Annotated in this window: 20 protein-coding genes; 10 read left to right on the plus strand and 10 right to left on the minus strand. The window is 66.5% G+C overall.

The genetic code is table 11. The features are described 5' to 3' along the window. Positions 1 to 202: 202 nt before the first annotated feature. Entirely contained in the window at positions 203 to 1,612 is a 1,410-nt protein-coding gene (locus tag B9Z03_RS26110) for an aminotransferase (protein WP_085466899.1), read from the plus strand. An 18-nt stretch (positions 1,613 to 1,630) separates the two neighbouring features. Here B9Z03_RS26110 and B9Z03_RS26115 read toward each other — a convergent pair whose 3' ends face one another. Beyond that, positions 1,631 to 2,551: a LysR family transcriptional regulator gene (locus tag B9Z03_RS26115; protein WP_085466900.1), complete on the minus strand. Its 921-nt coding sequence runs from the start codon at positions 2,549 to 2,551 to the stop codon at positions 1,631 to 1,633. Positions 2,552 to 2,657: 106 nt separating this feature from the next. Here B9Z03_RS26115 and B9Z03_RS26120 point away from each other — a divergent pair, with 106 nt between their 5' ends. Next, positions 2,658 to 3,326, plus strand: coding sequence for a L,D-transpeptidase (locus tag B9Z03_RS26120; RefSeq protein ID WP_085466901.1), 669 nt, complete (start codon positions 2,658 to 2,660; stop codon positions 3,324 to 3,326). A gap of 21 nt (positions 3,327 to 3,347) precedes the next feature. On the opposite strand, the gene B9Z03_RS26125 is transcribed toward B9Z03_RS26120, so the two are convergent. The 3 genes from B9Z03_RS26125 to B9Z03_RS26135 are packed head-to-tail and all read right to left on the minus strand — an operon-like array spanning position 3,348 to position 5,684. Next, positions 3,348 to 4,703, minus strand: coding sequence for a sensor histidine kinase (locus B9Z03_RS26125; RefSeq protein WP_085466902.1), 1,356 nt, complete (start codon positions 4,701 to 4,703; stop codon positions 3,348 to 3,350). After that, positions 4,700 to 5,371 carry a response regulator transcription factor gene (locus B9Z03_RS26130; protein WP_085466903.1) on the minus strand — a complete coding sequence of 224 codons (672 nt, stop codon included), beginning with the start codon at positions 5,369 to 5,371 and terminating at the stop codon, positions 4,700 to 4,702. The genes B9Z03_RS26125 and B9Z03_RS26130 overlap by 4 nt, the downstream gene beginning before the upstream one ends. A 1-nt stretch (position 5,372) precedes the next feature. Next, positions 5,373 to 5,684: a PepSY domain-containing protein gene (locus tag B9Z03_RS26135; protein WP_085466904.1), complete on the minus strand. Its 312-nt coding sequence runs from the start codon at positions 5,682 to 5,684 to the stop codon at positions 5,373 to 5,375. Positions 5,685 to 5,808: 124 nt separating this feature from the next. On the opposite strand from B9Z03_RS26135, the gene B9Z03_RS26140 reads away from it, so the two are divergent. Together B9Z03_RS26140 and B9Z03_RS26145 are read left to right on the plus strand one after the other, a co-directional pair. Further along, positions 5,809 to 6,084 carry a PepSY domain-containing protein gene (locus B9Z03_RS26140; protein ID WP_085466905.1) on the plus strand — a complete coding sequence of 92 codons (276 nt, stop codon included), beginning with the start codon at positions 5,809 to 5,811 and terminating at the stop codon, positions 6,082 to 6,084. Continuing rightward, positions 6,084 to 6,665: a cytochrome b/b6 domain-containing protein gene (locus B9Z03_RS26145; RefSeq protein WP_085466906.1), complete on the plus strand. Its 582-nt coding sequence runs from the start codon at positions 6,084 to 6,086 to the stop codon at positions 6,663 to 6,665. The genes B9Z03_RS26140 and B9Z03_RS26145 overlap by 1 nt, the downstream gene beginning before the upstream one ends. Positions 6,666 to 6,717: 52 nt before the next feature. Here the strand turns inward: B9Z03_RS26145 and B9Z03_RS26150 are convergent, their stop codons facing one another. From B9Z03_RS26150 to B9Z03_RS26165, 4 genes are all read right to left on the minus strand, one after another. Further along, positions 6,718 to 7,917, minus strand: a complete 1,200-nt coding sequence (locus B9Z03_RS26150) for an aromatic ring-hydroxylating oxygenase subunit alpha (RefSeq protein ID WP_085466907.1) — start codon at positions 7,915 to 7,917, stop codon at positions 6,718 to 6,720. Between the two features lie 245 nt (positions 7,918 to 8,162). Next, positions 8,163 to 9,425 carry an HlyC/CorC family transporter gene (locus B9Z03_RS26155; protein ID WP_085467878.1) on the minus strand — a complete coding sequence of 421 codons (1,263 nt, stop codon included), beginning with the start codon at positions 9,423 to 9,425 and terminating at the stop codon, positions 8,163 to 8,165. 2 nt (positions 9,426 to 9,427) lie between these two features. Then, on the minus strand, positions 9,428 to 10,558 hold the full coding sequence (gene aroB, locus B9Z03_RS26160; protein ID WP_432417016.1) for a 3-dehydroquinate synthase: 1,131 nt from the start codon (positions 10,556 to 10,558) through the stop codon (positions 9,428 to 9,430). Beyond that, positions 10,555 to 11,157: a shikimate kinase gene (locus tag B9Z03_RS26165; RefSeq protein ID WP_085466908.1), complete on the minus strand. Its 603-nt coding sequence runs from the start codon at positions 11,155 to 11,157 to the stop codon at positions 10,555 to 10,557. The genes aroB and B9Z03_RS26165 overlap by 4 nt, the downstream gene beginning before the upstream one ends. A 158-nt stretch (positions 11,158 to 11,315) precedes the next feature. On the opposite strand from B9Z03_RS26165, the gene B9Z03_RS26170 reads away from it, so the two are divergent. The 5 genes from B9Z03_RS26170 to B9Z03_RS26190 all read left to right on the plus strand — a co-directional run bounded on the left by B9Z03_RS26170 (position 11,316) and on the right by B9Z03_RS26190 (position 15,155). Continuing rightward, entirely contained in the window at positions 11,316 to 11,465 is a 150-nt protein-coding gene (locus B9Z03_RS26170) for a histidine kinase (protein WP_085466909.1), read from the plus strand. A 13-nt stretch (positions 11,466 to 11,478) separates the two neighbouring features. Beyond that, positions 11,479 to 12,387 (plus strand): site-specific tyrosine recombinase XerD, encoded by a 909-nt coding sequence (locus B9Z03_RS26175; protein ID WP_085466910.1) that lies wholly within the window; start codon positions 11,479 to 11,481, stop codon positions 12,385 to 12,387. 104 nt (positions 12,388 to 12,491) lie between these two features. Then, entirely contained in the window at positions 12,492 to 13,439 is a 948-nt protein-coding gene (locus B9Z03_RS26180; protein ID WP_085466911.1) for an acetyl-CoA carboxylase carboxyltransferase subunit alpha, read from the plus strand. 211 nt (positions 13,440 to 13,650) lie between these two features. Continuing rightward, positions 13,651 to 14,904, plus strand: coding sequence for a L,D-transpeptidase family protein (locus B9Z03_RS26185; RefSeq protein ID WP_085466912.1), 1,254 nt, complete (start codon positions 13,651 to 13,653; stop codon positions 14,902 to 14,904). After that, positions 14,904 to 15,155 carry a sulfurtransferase TusA family protein gene (locus B9Z03_RS26190; protein WP_085466913.1) on the plus strand — a complete coding sequence of 84 codons (252 nt, stop codon included), beginning with the start codon at positions 14,904 to 14,906 and terminating at the stop codon, positions 15,153 to 15,155. The genes B9Z03_RS26185 and B9Z03_RS26190 overlap by 1 nt, the downstream gene beginning before the upstream one ends. Here the strand turns inward: B9Z03_RS26190 and B9Z03_RS26195 are convergent. Together B9Z03_RS26195 and B9Z03_RS26200 are read right to left on the minus strand one after the other, a co-directional pair. Further along, entirely contained in the window at positions 15,145 to 16,251 is a 1,107-nt protein-coding gene (locus tag B9Z03_RS26195; RefSeq protein WP_085466914.1) for a CobW family GTP-binding protein, read from the minus strand. The genes B9Z03_RS26190 and B9Z03_RS26195 overlap by 11 nt on opposite strands. Before the next feature lie 7 nt (positions 16,252 to 16,258). Next, positions 16,259 to 17,410 (minus strand): D-alanyl-D-alanine carboxypeptidase family protein, encoded by a 1,152-nt coding sequence (locus B9Z03_RS26200; RefSeq protein WP_085466915.1) that lies wholly within the window; start codon positions 17,408 to 17,410, stop codon positions 16,259 to 16,261. Between the two features lie 192 nt (positions 17,411 to 17,602). Between B9Z03_RS26200 and B9Z03_RS26205 the strand changes: the two genes are divergently transcribed. Continuing rightward, the gene (locus B9Z03_RS26205) at positions 17,603 to 18,769 is read left to right on the plus strand and encodes a M20 aminoacylase family protein (RefSeq protein ID WP_085466916.1); all 1,167 of its coding nucleotides are present in this window, start codon (positions 17,603 to 17,605) and stop codon (positions 18,767 to 18,769) included. The last annotated feature ends 3 nt before the right edge of the window (positions 18,770 to 18,772 follow it).

An 18,772-nucleotide genomic window follows, 5' to 3' on the forward strand; every position in this document is an offset into this window, starting at 1 on the left:
ATTCGCTCTTCCCGGCGCGGATCGGTTCCGCGCGCCTATCAACCGGCTTTCCGGCATCATGCGCAAGTCCCAATTGAAATCAAGCGCTATTTCTGCCATATTGACTGAACGGATATTCAAAACAGGACGAATTTCCTTTTGATTTCCGTCGTTTTTGCTTTCATGTGCCGTGACTGACGGCACCCTTCGGCGGGAGCAGCAGATGGCCGCACTCGAAAAGCTCGACGCCGCGGACGCGGCCGGCGACGGGACCACGGAGCGCGCGGCCCGGCACCTTGTCCAGCCATGGCCGACGGCGGGCCAGATCGGCGCGGAGGCGCGCACCTATATCGCGTACGGCGACGGCATCTACATCACGGGCGCCGGGGGCGAGCGGCTGATCGACGGGCCGGCCGGCATGTGGTGCGTCAATGTCGGGCACCGGCGCGCGGAACTGGCGGACGCGATGCGCGACCAGGCGATGGAGCTCTCCTACAACACGCCCTGGTACACGATGAACGAGCCGTCGGTGGCGCTGTCGGAGCGGCTGGCCGCACACGCGCCAGGCGATCTGAACCATGTCTTCTACACGACCGGCGGCTCGTCCGCGGTCGAGACGGCGCTGCGCTTCATGCAGTTCTACAACAATGTGCGCGGCCGGCAGGAGAAGAAGACGATCCTGTCGCGCCAGGGCGCCTATCACGGCTCAACCTATCTCTCCGGCTCCCTCAACGGCCGCCCGCGCGACCGCGACTGGATGGACGGCGCCGACGGCATGGTGGTCAAGCTCTCCTCGCCCAATCCGTTCCGGCGGCCGGCGGGGATGAGCGTCGAGGCGTTTTCGGATTTTCTCGTCGAGGAATTCCGCGAGACCGTGGCGCGCATCGGCGCGGAGCGGATCGGCGCCTTCGTGGCCGAGCCGATCCAGGCCTCGGGGGGCGTGATCGTGCCGCCGGACGACTACCTGCCACGCATCGCGCAAATCTGCCGCGACAACGACATCCTCTACATCTCCGACGAGGTGGTGACGGCGTTCGGGCGCGTCGGCGAGGTTTTCGCGTCGCTGGACGTGTTCGGCGTCGAGCCGGACATGATCACCTTCGCCAAGGGCGTCACCTCCGGCTATTTCCCGCTCGGCGGCGTGATGATGTCGGACCGGCTGTTCGAGACGCTGCGCCGCTCGAACCATCCCGACGCGATGTTCGCGCACGGGCTGACCTATTCCAGCCACCCGGTCGGCTGCGCGGTGGCGCTGAAGAATCTCGACCTTCTGGAAGGCGGCATCCTCGACCATGCGCGTTCGGTCGGACCCTATTTCCAGCAGCGGCTGAGGACGCTGGAGGAGCTGCCGCTGGTCGGCGAGGTGCGCGGCCTCGGCCTGATGGCCTGCATCGAATGCGTCGCCGACCGCGACAGCATGAACCCGCTGAAGCTCGACAACGAGGTCGGCAGGCGCATCGACCGGCACTGCCAGGAGCTGGGTCTTCTGGTGCGGCCGCTGATCAACATGTGCGTGATGTCGCCGCCGCTGGTGATCAGCCGGGAACAGGTCGACGACATGGTCGCGATCCTGCGCGAAGGCATCTCGCGAACGATGGACGACCTGCGCAGAGAAGGGCTGTGGAGGGGGTGAGAACCCTCGCCGCGTCGACTACGCGGCAGCGTCCGACCGGTCGATGCCATCGACCGCTCGAAGCGCGGGAACGGCGAAATCGCTGAACGCACGAACGACCGGCCGCATGAAGCGGACGGAGGGATAGGCAAGGAACGCCTCCGTCGGCCTGACCTCATAGCCCGGCAGGATATGGACGAGCCGCCCGTCCGCCAGCTCGTCGTTGACCAGAAGCCGCTGGACGGGACCCGCCGCGTGGCCGCTGAGAAGCGTCGCGGAGATCACCTCCGCATTGTTGGTCCGCAGGACCGGCCGGACCGGGACGTCGACCGACGCTTCCCCTTGCTGAAGGGTGAGCGTGTCGCGCTGTGACAGCAAGGTGGAACTGGTGATCACGTCGATCTCGGACAGACGCTCGACCGTTTCGATGGGCCCGCTCCGCTGCAGGAAGGTCGGTGAGGCGACCAGGATTCGTCGGACAAGGCCCAGGCGACGCACGATCAGTTCCTGCCCCGCCGGGCGGCCGTATTTCACCGCGATATCGAAGTTCTCGTAGACGAGGTCGACCTCACGGTTTTCCACAACGAGATCGATCGTGACCGCCGGAAACAGCTTCTGGAAACGCATCACGATCGGGTGCAGGTGCCTGGCGCCAATGCACGAGGGGGCATGGAGGCGCAGCGGGCCTTCGATCGCTCCCATGTCGCGGCGCACCCCTTCCAGCGCGGCGTCGATCGCAGCCAGCGCCGAACGGCTCGCATCGTAGAGCGCCTGACCTTGCGGCGTGGGCCGGACCACCCGGGCGGAGCGCTCGAGCAACCTGGCACCGAGATGCTGCTCGAGATTGCGCAGATGTTTGGTGACGGCGGGCTGCGAGACGGAAAGATCGCGGGCAGCGGCAGTGACGGAACCGCGTTCGACGGTACGGACGAACGCGCGCAAGGCGACGGCGATATTCATTCACATATCCGATGGCTATGGCTTCTATGACCTCATAACACATGGACACCGTGCGTGCCACCGGGTCTAACGGCGCCACAGGTTTCACGAGGTTCCCAGCAGTCAAATGATGATCACCAGACGCAGTCTACTGGCCGGCGCGTCGCTGGCGCTTGCAGGGTGCTCGATGCAACAGCGCCCGTCCATCGCTCCCGGACCGACAGCCGAGACCTCCTATGCGACCATGTATTCGTCGATCGACACCGAGCCCTTTCCGGTTCCGGCGATCGACCTGAAACGGGTCAAGCCGCAATTCCTGCGCCGTGTCGTGGTCTATGAGACCGAAAGGCAACCCGGGACCATCGTGGTCGATCCCGCCGCGCGCTACGCCTATCTGGTGATGCAGGACGGCCGTGCGATGCGCTACGGCATCGGCGTCGGCAAGCAGGAAGGGTTCAATTTCCAGGGCGAGGCGACGATCGCCCGCAAGGCCGAATGGCCGGGCTGGCGCCCGACGCCGGCGATGATCGCGCGGGAGCCGGATCGGTACGGCCCGCTGAAGGAAGGGCTGCCCGGCGGAAACGGCAATCCGCTCGGTCCCCGCGCACTCTACCTCTACACGAATGGCGAAGACACGTATTACCGGCTGCACGGCACAGTGGAGCCGTGGACGATCGGCACCATGGTTTCGTCCGGGTGCATTCGCCTGCTGAACCAGGACATCATGGATCTGTACCGTCGCGTTCCGGTCGGCACGAAGGTCGTCGTCCTTCCGGTAAGCGGATCATCGGCTTGAGGACAGGCGGAGCTTCCACATTCAGGCCCTGAGGCGCGGCAGATCTATCCTCGCCGACAGTCCGCCGAGCTCCGAGCGGCCGAGGGTGACCGAGCCGCCATAGGCTTCCGTTATGTCGCGAACGATCGCGAGGCCGAGGCCGGCGGCGCCGCTACGGTCCAGCCTGCCGCCGCGCGCGAGCGCGACCGCGCGCTCGTCTTCTGCGAGCCCCGGGCCGTCGTCCTCGACCAGCAGCGAGATCGTCCCGGCAGTGCCCTCCCATCCGACACGGACGCGGGAGCGCGCATGACGCGCAGCGTTGTCGAGGAGGTTGCCGAGCATCTCGTTGAGGTCGTCTCCATCGACGGGAAGGAGGACGGTATCGGGAACGCCCACCGTGATGGTCTTGCCTTCCGCCGCCGGGATGCGCTCGACAACGCGTGCGATTCGCCGCGCCGCGTCCGCGAGCGGCGTCGCGGCGCGGCTGGTGCCGTGGCGCAACCGGGTGCGGGTGAGCTCGCGGTCGACATGCCGGCGCATCGAGTCTGCCAGCGCTTCGAGATTGTCTGCGATCTCACGGTCGCCGCGCTCGCGCAGCCTGCGTATGTCTGCGGCGATCGCGGTGAGCGGGGTCTTGAGGCCGTGCGCCAGGTCCGCGGCACGATCGCGCGCACGGACAAGCTCGCGTTCCTGAGTGTCGAGAAGCGAGTTCATCTCGGTGACCAGCGGCTCGACCTCGCGCGGCACCCGGGTCGACAGCCGGCGTGCCCTGCCCGCGCGAACCTCGCCGACGGCTTCAGCGACAGCGGCGAGCGGGCGCAGGCCCGAAACGATCTGAATCCATATGCCGGCGGCGAGCATCGATCCAAGGGCGGCCAGCACATAGCCCGTATCGCGCGCAAAGCCGCTCCGGAGCTCGGCAAGCTGGGCCCGGTCGATGCCGACCGTCACGCGCAGGCGATGGTCGACGCCGTCGACCGGCACGACCAGGTTGCGCTCATGCAGAAGGAGGGAGGTTCCCTGCGGACCCGCCGTATCGCGGGTCAGTTCTGCGCCGGCAGCGACTTCCGGCCCGCGCGGGATGACAAAATCCCACAGCGAACGGGAGGCCAGCCGCCCCCCGGCCGTCTGATCCTCGATTTGCCAGTAGAGCCCTCCGAACGGTCGCGAGAAGCGGGGATCGGCGGGTTCGCGGGCGAGGCTGAGCGTGCCGATCCGATCGATCCGGAGCGTGCCGGCGATCGACTGGAGATGGGTGTCGAGTTCCTGCCCGACGCGGCGATCCAGATGACGCGAGAACAGGGCGGACAGGCCGATGCCCGTGACGACGAGCGCGACCGCCAGCAGGCCGAGGCCGAGTGCGAAGAAGCGCAGCCGGAGCGAACGGGTCGACCTCACGATGACGCCGCCTCGTCCGGAACGAGGTAGCCGAAGCCGCGGCGGGTCTCGATCAGCGCTGCCGGCAGCTTGCGCCGCACGCGTCCGACCAGCACCTCGACCGCGTTGGATTCACGCTCGAAATGCTGAGCCTGCAGATGTTCCGCCAGTTCCTGCTGCGGCACGACGCGGCCGCGATTGAGCATGAGGTATGCGACGAGGCGATATTCCTGCGGAGACAGCGCGACGGGCACGCCGCGTACGGCAAGCCGCATCTGGCGGGTGTCGAGTTCTGCCTCGCCCACCCGGATCACCGCCGAGGAATGGCCCGACGAGCGCCGGATGATGGCCCGCAGGCGCGCAAGAAGCTCTTCCATGCGGAACGGCTTCGGCAGGTAGTCGTCAGCGCCGGCGTCTATGCCCTCGACGCGCTCGCTCCAGGTTCCCCGCGCGGTCAGCACCAGAACCGGAAAGTCGCGGCCGGCCTCGCGCCACCGCTTGAGGATGGCAAGCCCGTCCATGCCCGGCAGGCCGAGGTCAAGGACGCAGGCGCCGTAGGATTCGATGTCGCCCTGAAACCAGCCGTCCTCGCCGTTAGCCACCGCATCGACCACGAACCCGCCGGCCTCCAGCGCGGCGGCGACATCCTCGCGGATGAGACGGTCGTCCTCGACGAGCAGCACGCGCATCTCAATCGTGCCCCGTGTCGAGGATGCGTCCGGTCGCGGGGTCGACCTTGATCTCGAGGCGGCGTCCGTCGGGGCCGAGAAGATAGATCTCGTAGACCAGGCCGGCGTCATCGTTCTCCAGCTCGACCTCGAGCACGTCGCCCGTGAGACCATGCACGCGCAGGAGTTCGATGATGCGGGCAAGCGGCAGCACCTCGCCGCGCTCCCGCGCCCGCTCGATCGTCCTGCGGTCGTCGTCGCCGCCCTTGTCGGCGAGCGCGGGCGAGATGCCGGCAATGAGGACCGCGAAGCAGGCGGCGAGAGGGACACGCATGCGCGTTTCCTAGCACATCCGCGGATGACAAATCGCTGACATCCCCGCTCAGCGGTCTGTCATCGCGAGCCTGCGAGAAAGGCGGCGTCGAAGGGCAGAAGCCCGAATTGAGAAGGAGACAGACATGAACAAGCTCGCTTTCATCCTCACCCTCGCCGCCACCCCGTTCGTGGCCTCGGCCGCCCTCGCCTCACCGTCCTGCGGCAACGCTCCCCAGTCCAGCTGGATGAGCCTGAAGGACGTCGAGGCCAAGGCAACCGCGATGGGCTACAAGGTGCGCCAGGTGAAGATCGAGGACGGCTGCTACGAGGTCTACGCGCTCGACAAGGACGGCAAGCGCGTCGAGGCCTATTTCAACCCGGTGACTGCCGAGGTCGTCGAAACCAAGCTCGACGACTGATGAGCGCGGAACCGATGAGACCGGATGCCGGCGGCGCGATGCCGCCGACCACGGTCAAGGTGTGGGATCCGTTCGTGCGGGTTTTCCACTGGGCTCTGGTCGCCCTGTTCGTCTTCGCCTTCCTGACTGGAGACGAGTGGCAGGGCCCGCACGAAACCGCCGGCTACGTCATCGCCGGCCTCGTGGCCGCGCGCATCCTGTGGGGCCTCATCGGCAGTCGGCATGCGCGCTTCTCGACCTTCGTCCGATCGCCGGTTGAGGTGGCTCGCTTTATCGGTGCAACGGCACGGTTTTCCGCACCGCGCTATCTCGGTCACAATCCAGCCGGAGCGGCGATGATTCTCGCCCTGCTCGCGGCGATCGGCGTCATCGCGACGACGGGATACATGATGACCACCGATGCCTATTGGGGCGTCGAATGGGTCGAGGGAATGCACGAGACCGCTGCCTGGGGCACGCTTGGACTGATCGTGCTGCATGTGGCGGGCGTCGCTCTCGCCAGCATCGAGCATCGGGAAAATCTCGTTCGGGCGATGTTCACGGGACGCAAGCGGGCGCCGGGAGCCGACGACCGCGCTTGACCAGGACGTTCACGCCGGCGGGCGAGGTCGCGCCCGCCGGCATGCCACCCGATCAACGTTGCGAGAGCAGCGCCTCGTTCAGCCCCCAGACGTCCTTTTCCTCGGGCGCCGATTCGAGATTGACCACCGGCAGGACGGCGCGGATATGGTCGTGGTGGGTGCGCACGCCGTATTCGAGGTCCGACAGGTAGAATCCTTCGAAGCCGTTCGATGTCATCGACTCGTTCGACCATTCGGACAGTTGCACGTCCTCCGCCATCGTGTCGCGATCGATGCGGAAGGCAAGATAGCGCGCGGCGGCCTGCTCGCGGCTCTCGTCGGCATAGCGGTAGATCGCACCGCGCAGCAGCGTCTGGCCGGTGGAGAGCGGAAATTCCTGGTAGAACTGGACCGTCTCCGGCGTCATCGCGATCACCATATTCGGGAACAGACCGTAATAGATCCAGGCACGACGAAGCGGTTCGGGCAGGCGCTCCGGCTGCGGCGCGATCTTGACGTAGTTGCGCACGCTCCAGCGTCGGCCGGCATGCGGATTGTAGGTGGCGAAGGAGCGCGAGACGCCGTTGACGAACGGCTCGTCGTAATAGGTCGAACCGTAGAGATCCTGCAGCGCCGGATGGGCCATCGCAACGTGATAGCCCTCGTTGTCGACGTCACGCACCGACTTCCAGTTGACGTTCGACACGCTCGACCAGATGCCCCAGGAGGGCACCATCTCCTCTACTCGGTAAGGCGCGATTTCGGCCTCGTGCCGCCGCATCAGCTCGGCGACGTAAGGCTGCGGACCGGGGCGGAAGCGGATGAAGATGAGCCCCATCCAGATTTCGAGGTCGAGCTGCTTCAGGCCGAATTCATGCCTGTCGAGATCGGGGAAGGAACGCGGCCGCGCGGCGCCACGCAGCGTGCCGTCGAGATTGTAGACCCAGCCGTGGAACGGGCAGACCAGCGCGTTGCGGCAGTTGCCCTGGTTGTCGGCGACGACTCTGCTGCCCCGATGCCGGCACATGTTGAGGAAGGAGCGCACGACCCCGTCCTTGCCGCGCACGACGAGCGCGCGCTCGCCGACCACGTCCATCGCCAGGTAGTCGCCGGGGTTCGGCACGTCGGACACGTGGCCGACGATCTGCCAGTGGGTGCGAAACAGGTGCTCCTTCTCCAGTTCGAGGAGCGCCGGACTGTGATAGGTCCAGCCCGGAAGGCCACTGCGGTCCCAGTCGTTCGGAATAGCCACATTGCCCGCATGGCGGTTCATGAAAGCCCCCGTTCTTATTGAATGTTCATTCAATAAGAACATATTTATCTTTATAATGCAATGGGTTGTGCAAAACGCCCTAGATATGCAGCGCGTGATGCGACTGAACTTGGCGAACCCCCGCGCCGAGTCTGCCCGGATTTCCGTCGTGAAATCCGCGCCTTAGCCAAGCTTCGCCGCGAGCCGGCGAGGGCATGGATGCGATTGTCGATATGCCCTGAAATCCAAGGGCGTGGAAGCGACCCTCAGGTCGACTTCACGCGCAGGCGCACGATGCGGTTCCTCTCGCGCTTCAGCACCACGAAGCGCTTGCCGTGGAAGGTAAAGGCCTGCTTCTCCTCGGGAATGGTCTGCGCCTCGTGGATGACGAGGCCGGCGACCGTCACCGCCTCGTCGTCCGGCAGGTTCCAGTCGAGCGCCCGGTTGAGGTCGCGGATCGGCACCGTTCCGTCGACGATGACCGATCCGTCCGGCTGCTGGCGCACCCCCTGCATGTCGATGTCGTGCTCGTCGGCGATCTCGCCGACGATCTCCTCGATGATGTCTTCCAGCGTGACGAGGCCTTCGACCTCGCCATATTCGTCGACCACGATCGCGATGTGCGCCTTGCGGCGCAGGAAGGCGTTGAGCTGGTCCTGCAGCGAGGTCGTGTCGGGGACGAACCAGGGCTTCGACGCGACCTTCATGATGTCGATGCGGGAGAAATCGTGCTGAACCTCGTGCAGCGCCCGCAGCAGGTCCTTGGCGTGGATGACGCCGACGATGTTGTCGATTGAGCCGCGCCAGACCGGGATCCGCGTATAGGGGCTCCGCAGCACCTCCGCCACGACGGTTGCCGGCGGCGCGTCGCCGTCGACGGCGCGGATCGACGTGCGGTGCACCATGATGTCGGAGACTTCGAGCTCCGCGAGGTCGAGCAGGCCGCCGACGCGGTCGCGGTCGGCCTTGATGAACGCGCCCTCGCGATGCAGCACTTCCAGCGTGCCGCGCAGTTCGTCATGCGCCGACAGGAGCGACGTGTCGCTGGACAGGTTGATGCCGAACACCCGCAGCAGACCGCGGACGGCGCCATTGGCGAGAATTGAAAGAGGCCCGAACAGGAACACGATGAAGCGGGCGAAGGGCGAGACGAAAAGCGCGAACTGCTCGGGGCGCGCCAGGGCCCACGATTTTGGCAGGATCTCGGAGAAGATCACCAGGAGCACGGTCATGCCGATGGTTGCGTAGATGACGCCGGCGTCGCCGAAGATGGTCAGAAGCAGGCTCGTCGCGAGCGCGGAGGCAAGGATGTTGACGAGGTTGTTGCCGATCAAGAGCGCGCTGACCAGCCGGTCCTTGCGCTCAATGAGTTGCTCGACATGCCGGGCGCGGGTGTCGCCGCCAGCCGACAGCGCATGGAGACGAGCCCGCGACGCGGCGGTCATTCCCGTCTCGGTGCCGGAAAAGAAAAAGGACAGGACAATAAGGAACAGGATCGCCCCACCGGTGACAAGGAGCGTCGTGTCGATCGTCACAAAAGGTTCTCCCTGAGAAAGGAAAGGACTTCGGAGGCCGGCACGTCCTTGGCGATGAAGGACTGCCCGATGCCGCGCGTCAGGATGAAGGTGAGCGCGCCGCGCGATACCTTCTTGTCCTGCGAGATGTATTCCAGAAGCCGCTCGGCGCCGGGGAGCTCGCCCGGCACGTCGGACATCCGCCACGGCAGCCCGACGTCGCGCAGGTGCCGCTCGACTCGCTCGGCGTCGTCGAGGCTGGCGAGGTTCATCCGCGCCGAGAAGCGGTGCGCCAGCGCCATGCCGATCGCCACGCCCTCGCCATGGACGAGGCGGGCGGAATCGTAGGCGGTCGCGGCTTCGAGCGCGTGGCCGAAGGTGTGGCCGAGGTTGAGCAGCGCCCGGTCGCCGGTCTCGAACTCGTCGCGGGCGACCACATCGGCCTTGGCCTGGCAGGACACGGCGATTGCCCGGGTGCGGGCGGGTCCGCCGGAGAAGACCTCCTGCCAGTTGGCCTCCAGCCAGGCGAAGAAGTCGGGCCGGTCGATCAGGCCGTATTTCGCCACCTCGGCATAGCCGGCGCGGAACTCTCGCTCGGAGAGCGTATCGAGCGTGCCGGTGTCGGCGATCACCAGCTTCGGCTGCATGAACACGCCGACCAGGTTCTTGCCGCGCGGCGTGTTGATGCCGGTCTTGCCGCCGACGGAGGAATCGACCTGCGCCAGAAGCGAGGTCGGCACCTGGACGAAGTTCATGCCGCGCCGGACGATGCCCGCCGCGAAGCCGGTGAGGTCGCCGATCACGCCGCCGCCGAGCGCAATGACGGCGTCGCGCCGCTCGAGCCTGGCGCCAAGCACGCCGTCGACCACCTGTTCGAGATGCTCGAAGCTCTTGGTCTTCTCGCCCGGCGGAAGCGTGATCGCCACCGTCTCGATGCCGGCCTTGGACAGGCTGTCGGTCAGCGCGGGAAGCCAGGCGGCCGCGACGTTGCCGTCGGTGACGATGGCCGCACGCACGCCGGGCAGCCGCGCGGCGATCTCGGTTCCGGCGCGCTCGATCAGGCCCTTGCCGATGAGGATGTGGTAGCTGCGCTCGCCGAGGCCGACGGTGACGACCTCGGGCACGCCGGTCGCGCCCATCGCATTCATGCGGCACCCTCCTTCGACTGCTCCTCGCGGTCAAGCCAGGACGACAGGGCCTCGAGCACCTCGGCCATGATCTCCTCGCGCCGCACGTCGCGGGTCGTGACCGTGATGTCGGCGAGCCCGTAGACGGGATAGCGCTCGGCCATCAGGCGCTCCATCACCGCGCGCGGGTCTGGCGCCTTGAGCAGCGGCCGGTTGGGCTTCTTGGCGACGCGGGTCATCAGCGTGTCGAGGTCGGCCTTGAGCCAGATGGAGATGCCGTCGCGGACGATCGCCTCCCGGGTATGCGCGTTCATGAAGGCGCCGCCGCCGGTGGAGACCACCTGCGGGCCATCCTTGACGAGGCGGCCGACGACGCGCTCCTCCAGCGCGCGGAACTCAGGTTCGCCGTAGCGCTCGAACAGTTCGGGGATCGTCATGCGCGACACGGTCTCGATCTCGTGGTCACTGTCGACGAAGGCAAGCCCAAGCGCCTGCGCCAGCTTGCGCCCGATCGCCGTCTTGCCCGCCCCCATCAGCCCGACGAAGACGACCGAACGCCCGCCGAGCCTGTCTTTCAGGCCGGCATGCGCGGAATCCAGCGTCTCCATTTCCTGAACCATCGGATTTTCCGGGCAATTGCCAGTGTCGGGGCGTATCGACATCAAAAGGCCTAGCGCGTCAAGCAGGGCCGGTCCTGCGCCGGCGTCTTGAATTGACACAGGCGTCGTCCCATAACGGACAGGGGCGGACGACAGGACAATCAGGGCAGATCGGGGTAATGCCGACACTCTTCAGGCTTCTGACGGTCATCGCGCTCATCGTCGGGATCGTCTACGGCGCGATGCATGCGCTGGTCTTCTTCGTCAGGCCGAACAAGGGCGAGATGACCGAGCGCGTGCCGGTCGAACGCCTGATGCGCGACAAATGACGGGCGAAAGCGGATGAACAGCGCATCGCTGGTCGAGTCGTTCCTGGAGATGATGAGCGCCGAGCGCGGCGCGGCCGAGAACACGCTGGCCTCCTATCGCCGCGATCTCGACGACGCGCGCGAACACCTCTCGGGCGAGCCTGGCGGCCTGGCCGGGGCCTCGTCGGCGGCGATCCGCGGCTATCTCGACGGCATCGCGCAACGCGGCTTCGCGGCATCGAGCCAGGCGCGCAAGCTGTCGACGCTGCGCCAGTTCTACAAGTTCCTCTATTCGGAGGGCCTGCGAGCGGACGATCCCTCGGGCCCGGTGGACAGCCCGCGCAAGGCCCGCCCGCTGCCGAAAGTGCTGAGCGAGGCGGAAACCGGGCGGCTGCTCGACCGGGCGGCGGAAGCGGCGACGACCGGCGAGACCGGCACGGTGCGCATGCTGGCGCTGGTGGAGGTTCTCTACGCCACCGGGCTTCGCGTCTCCGAGCTCGTCTCGCTGCCGGTCGGCGTCGCGACACGCGACGAACGCTTCTTCATCATCCGCGGCAAAGGCGGCAAGGAACGCATGGTGCCGCTGTCGCCAAAGGCGCGCGCGGCGATGCGCGACTGGCTGGCGCTGCGCAACGCCGAGCCGAAGCTTGCCGAGAGCCCCTGGCTTTTCCCCTCGCATTCGGAGCAGGGCTACCTGCCCCGGCAGGTTTTCGCCCGCGACCTGAAGACGCTTGCCGCCGGCGCGGGGATCGGCGCCAATCGCGTCTCGCCGCATGTGATCCGCCACGCCTTCGCCAGCCACCTGCTGCAGAACGGCGCGGACCTGCGAGCGGTGCAGGAATTGCTCGGCCATTCCGACATATCCACGACGCAAATCTATACGCATGTACTGGAGGAAAGGCTCGTGCGGCTGGTGCACGACCATCACCCGCTTGCCGATTAGGATGCGCGACGGTATGTGGAGGCTCGATTTCGCGCGCCGCAGACCCCATCTGGGGGCGATGCGCCGCCTATCCTACCTGTTTCCGGCGCGTGGTTCGCGAACGTATGTTTAATTATCTCGATTTCGAAAAGCAGCTTGCCGACATCGAAGCGAAGATCGCCGAGTTGCGGAAGCTGTCGGCTGACGGCAGCGTCGACTTCGCCGACGAGATCGCCCGGCTGGAGAAGCGGTCGCAGGATCTGCTGCGCGATCTCTACAAGGCGCTGACGCCCTGGCAGAAGGCGCAGGTGGCCCGCCATCCCGACCGTCCGCACTGCCTGGACTACGTGCGGACCCTGTTCACGGATTTCACGCCGCTGGCCGGCGATCGCAGCTTCGGCGACGACCATGCCATCATCGGCGGCTTCGCCCGCTTCCGCGGCGAACCGGTCGCGATCCTGGGCCAGGAGAAGGGCGCAGACACCAAATCGCGCCTGAAGCACAATTTCGGCATGGCGCGGCCCGAGGGCTACCGCAAGGCCGTGCGCATCATGGAACTCGCCGACCGGTTCAAGGTGCCGGTGGTGACGCTGGTCGACACGGCCGGCGCCTATCCGGGCATCAACGCCGAGGAGCGCGGGCAGGCCGAGGCGATCGCGCGCTCGACCGCCGCCTGCCTCAACCTGCGCAGCCCGAGCGTCTCGGTCGTCATCGGCGAAGGCGGTTCGGGCGGAGCGATCGCGATCGCCACAGCAAATCGCGTCTACATGCTGGAGCACTCGATCTATTCGGTCATCTCGCCGGAGGGCGCGGCCTCGATCCTGTGGCACGATTCGACCCGGGCGAAGGATGCCGCGACCAACATGAAGATTACCGCCCAGGATCTCCTCGACATGAAGGTGATCGACGGAATCATCCCCGAGCCGCTGGGCGGCGCGCATCGCGCACCGGAGACCGTCATCAACGCGACGGGCGACCGAATCGCCTCCGCGCTCGCCGAACTGCGGCAATCCAACGCGGACTACCGCGAGCAGCGCCGGGAGAAATTCCTGGCGATCGGCCGTAATCTCTGACGACGTTTTCAGGCAGCGCGCGCCATAAATTCGCCGCTCGGTTGCGCTGAATGAACTCTGCGTGACTTGAGGGTTCACGGGGACGCGCAACGCTTGCGGTAATGATTTTTCAAGGTTAACCGGACTAGCGTCAGGGTGATCCGACGGAAGACATACGCAAAGGTCGTTCGTTGTCGGGGATAATCAGCGGGACGAAAGACAGCGCCGAGTGATGAGTTCTAGCCTATTCCGCGCCGGTGCGCTCATTGCCTTGCTCGCAGTGGCGGGCTGCAACGGTTCGCTCGAGGAGATCGCGCCGAAATCCGAACGCGCCCTCTCCACGAAGATGACCGAACTCGTGCGGTCAAAGGGCATGCAGAAGAATTCACCGATCATGGTGCGTATCTTCAAGGAAGAGAACGTCCTCGAGGTCTGGAAGCAGAAGTCGAACGGCCGCTACGACCTCGTCACCAGCTACAACATCTGCAAATGGTCCGGAAAGCTCGGCCCGAAGTTCACCGAGGGCGACCGCCAGGCGCCGGAGGGCTTCTATGCCGTCGGTCCGGGGCAGATGAACCCGAATTCCAATTATTACCTCGCTTTCAACACCGGCTATCCGAACGCCTATGACCGCGCGCAGGGCCGTACCGGCTCGCACCTGATGGTGCACGGCGCCTGCTCGTCGTCGGGCTGCTATTCGTTGACCGATGCGCAGATGCAGGAGGTGTACGCCTTCGCGCGCGACGCCTTCGCCGGCGGCCAGACGGCGTTCCAGCTCCAGGCTTTCCCCTTCCGCATGACGGGCGCCAACATGGCCCGCTACAAGGACGATCCGAACTTCGAATTCTGGAAGATGCTGAAGGAAGGCTACGACCACTTCGAGATCACCAATCTGCCGCCGAAGGTGGACGTGTGCGAAAAGCGCTATGTCTTCAACCGTTTGACCGACGGGCAGACGGCCTTCTCGCCCACCGCTGCGTGCCCGGCCGCGACGATGCCCGACACGCTGGCGACTGCGTTCCAGTCGCACCAGTCAAAAGAGACAGCGGCGTTTTCGGCAGCTCTCACCAAGTCCGCACCGCCGCCGAAGGCCTCCATCCTGGGCGTGAAGGAAGCCAGCCTTGTCGCCGACTGGAGCAAGAAGCGGTCGCGTGGCGAGCGCGTGCCGATGGAGCCGCCGTCGATGCAGAAGGACGGCCGCGTCGTAGCATCCTCGACCATGGGTCGCATCGACTCGCCGCTCGGCCGCAAGATGGCGGCAATCGAGGCGGCCGAAGCCGCCAAGAAACGCGCCGAGGAAGAAAAGAAGCTTGCCGCCGAACGCGCCAAGGCGGACGCCGAAGCCAAGCGCATCGCGCTGGAAGAGGCCAGGAAGGCACCGAAGCCGGAGGCTACCGCCGAAGCCAAGGTCGAGCAGGCCGCGGCCGAGCCCGAAAGCAGCGTGACGGCGGTTCGCAAGCGCATCCGGAACCTGTTCGGCGGCTGATGAGCCGTCCAATCACGGTCTACGACCTCAGGGGACTGAACTGCCCCCTCCCCGTGCTCAAGGCCCGCAAGAGGTTGTCGAAGATGCGCCCGGGCGCGCGTATCTGGCTGGAGACGACTGACCCGCTGGCCGCGATCGACATCCCGGCCTTCTGCAACGAAACGGGCCACGAGCTGATCGAGACGCAGAAGGCGGACTACGGGCACCGTTTCCTGGTGAGCCGGCGACCGGCTCGCCCGATCAGGCCCTGAAGCCGGCGATCGCCAGCGGATTGTCCTCGATCGCCGCGCGGTCGGGCACGCCGATGGCGACCTGCCCGGTGATGGCCGAAAACAGCCGCCGCACATAGTCTTCCGGCAGGCCGTCGCCGATGACGACGAGACGCACGCCGCGCGGCCCTTCCGGCCAGAACGGCAGCCGCGCCGGCGGATGCAGCATCGACTGGACGCCGTGGATGACCAGCGGACGCGACGGATCCTCCGCCAGCTCGATCACGCCCTTCATGCGCAGCAGGCGCTCGCCCTGGGTGGAGCGGAGCAGATCGAGGAAGGTCTCGATCGCCGAATAAGGCACCGGCCGGTCGTGGACGAGCGAGAAGCTGCGGATATGGTCGTGGCGGTGATGGTCGTGATCATGGTGATGATGATGGCCATGATCGTGATCGTGGTCATGATGATCGGCCTGGTGGATCGCCTCGTCGCGCAGCCAGCGGCCGACATCGGCGGTCTTGGTGGCGGGATCGTAGAGGCCGCAGTTGAACAGGTCCGCGACGCTTGCCATCACCGCCGACGGCACGATCGGCGCACCGGGGTTGAGGCGCCGGATCGTCGCGAGCAGGTCAGCCGGAGGCTCGGCCATGTCCGTCTTGGTCAGCACGATCCGGTCGGCCACTGCGATCTGGCGCGCGGCCTCGGCGTGGCGGTCGATCGTGGCAAGGCCATTGATGGCATCGACCGTGGCGATCACGCCGTCGAGCCGGAACGCCTGCATCAGCGCCGGATGCCCCATCAGCGAGAGCAGGACGGGGACCGGATCAGCGAGCCCCGTTGTCTCGATGATCACGCGCTTGAGCGACGGCGTGCGCCCGGTCTGGATACTGTCGACGATGCCCGCCAACGTGTCGACCAGATCGCCGCGAACGGTGCAGCAGATGCAGCCGCCGGAGAGCTCGATCACCCCGTCGCTCGAGCTCTCGACGAGAAGATGGTCGATCGCCACTTCGCCGAACTCGTTGACGATGACGGCGGTGTCGACGAGCGCGGGATCCCTGAGGAGCCGGTTGAGCAGGGTCGTCTTGCCGGATCCGAGGAAGCCGGTGAGCACGGAAACGGGGAGTGGCAGGTTCATATGCGTCCTACTGCGTCACGCCGTTGGACGGCGCCTGCGCGCTTTCCTCGACCGGGGGCGTGTAGTCCGGGCGCGGCAGCGGCACCGGGATGTTGCCGACCATCGCCGGCCGCTCGAACTTCGGCATGAAGGGGGAGGCGGGACCGGTGGCATTGCCGATCGAGATGGCGGTGACCCGCGGCGTCGGCGGCTCGCCGCCGGTCAGATGCGCGGAATGAAATACGAGCTGGCCCTTTTCGTCCAGCGCGTCGAGACGCTCCTTGGCTGCGGCCTTGGTGCAGACCGTGTCGCGCATATTGATCGCCGGCGCGGTCTCCTCGCCGGGATTGGCCTTGACCTCCCAGAGCTTCGGGCTCTGGGCCGGCGGCAGCGAGAAGCCCTTGGCGAGAAGATCGGCCGCCTTGTCGGCGCGAGTGGCGACTGAGGTGGCGCCGATCACCACCGCGAGCATGGTGCGGCCGTTGCGCGTCGCCGAGGCGACGAGGTTGTAGCCCGCCGGGCAGGTGTAGCCCGTCTTCATGCCGTCGGCCCCGGTGAAGCGGCCGATCAGCGTGTTGTGGTTCTCGATCACGTCCTTGCCCGAGCCCAGCGCCTCGATGGTGAAGTAGGAGGCGTATTGCGGGAATTGGGCGCGCAGCGCGAGCGCCAGCACGGCGAGATCGTGCGCCGTGGTGTACTGGCGGTCGTCGTGCAGGCCATGCGGGTTGACGAAATTGGAGTTCGTCATGCCGAGCCGCTTCGCCTCGCTGTTCATGCGCGCGGCGAACGCCTCCTGCGAGCCGCCGAGGCTCTCGCCGATCGCGGTGGCGACGTCGTTGGCGGACTTGACCATGATGATCTTGAGCGCGGCGTCGAGGGTGAGCACCGTGCCGGCGGGATAACCCATCTTGCTGGGCGGCTCCTTCGTCGCCCTCTCGCTGATTCGCACCGGCGACTCGAGGGTCACCTCGCCGAGCTGGATCGCGCGGAACGCCACGTAGGCGGTCATCAGCTTGGTCAGCGAGGCGGGATACCAGCGCTGGAAGGCCTGCTCGCTGTCGAGCACCGCGCCGGTGTTCGCGTCAAGCAGCAGCGACGGACCGGCGTCGGCCGGCATCGCGGCGCCGAAAACGATCGACGCCACTGTCGCTGCCCACAGGAATCCGTTCGGTCGTCTCATTCGCGGAACTCGCCCCTTGCAGGTTCTTACCTGGTGTCCTTAAGCTTCGGCGGCAATGGGACGCGCCGCCTGGATCAGGGTGTTAGTGCGGACTAGTTAGCCTATGTGACGCCAAGATGGCAAAGGGCCGCCTGGCCGCGGCGATGTCAATCGCTTGCGCCAGGCTGCCACGCCGCCGGAGACGAAATCGATATGCCGATCCTCAACCGTGCCGCCGAACTCCAGGACGAGGTCGCCGCCTGGCGGCAGGAGATCCACCGAAACCCCGAACTGCAGTTCGACGTCTTCAAGACAGCGGCGTTCGTGAAGCAGCGGCTGGAGGAATTCGGTTGCGACGAGATCGTGACCGGCCTCGGCAAGACGGGTGTGGTCGGCATCATCCAAGGCCGGCTCGGTCCGGGCGAGACGATCGGGCTGCGCGCCGATATGGACGCCCTGCCGCTCAACGAGATCACCGGCAAGCCCTATGCCTCGACCACGCCGGGCAAGATGCACGCCTGCGGCCATGACGGCCACACCGCCATGCTGCTGGGCGCGGCGAAATATCTCGCCGAGACGCGCAATTTCGCCGGGCGGGTTGCGGTCATCTTCCAGCCGGCCGAGGAAGGCGGCGGCGGCGGCAACGAGATGGTCAAGGACGGCATGATGGACCGTTTCGGCATCACCCGCGTCTTCGGCATGCACAACATGCCCGGCATGCCGGTGGGCAGGTTTGCGATCCGGCCCGGCCCGATCATGGCCGCGACGGCCGAGTTCACCATCACGGTGTCGGGACGCGGCGGCCATGCGGCGATGCCGCACGTCTCGGTCGACCCGATCGTGGCCGGGGCGGCGATGGTCGGCGCGCTGCAGACCATCGTGTCGCGCACCGCCGATCCGATCGAGGCGCTGGTCGTCTCGGTGACCAAGTTCCACGCCGGCGACGCCTACAACATCATCCCCGAAAAGGTCGAGATCGCCGGGACGGTGCGGACGCTGAAGAAGGAGATGGCGGCGATCGCCGAACGGCGCATCCGCGAGATCTGCGAGGGCGTGGCGGCCGCGCACGCGGCGAAGGTGCACATCGACTACGATTCGAACTATCCCGTCACCGTCAACGATCCGCAGCAGGCCGCCTTCGCAACCGAGGTGGCGCGAGAGGTTGCCGGCGAACCCAACGTCGAGGCGGCGACACCGCCGGTGATGGGCGGCGAAGACTTCTCCTACATGCTGGAAGCCCGGCCGGGCGCCTTCATCTTCATCGGCAACGGCAACTCCGCCGGCCTGCACCATCCGGCCTACGACTTCAACGACGAGGCGATCCCGCACGGCATCAGCTACTGGGTGCGGTTGGCGGAGCAGGCGCTACCGGCGCGCTAGGCC

Origin of the sequence: Mesorhizobium australicum (genome assembly GCF_900177325.1) — a bacterium.
GTDB classification, from domain to species: domain Bacteria; phylum Pseudomonadota; class Alphaproteobacteria; order Rhizobiales; family Rhizobiaceae; genus Mesorhizobium_A; species Mesorhizobium_A australicum_A.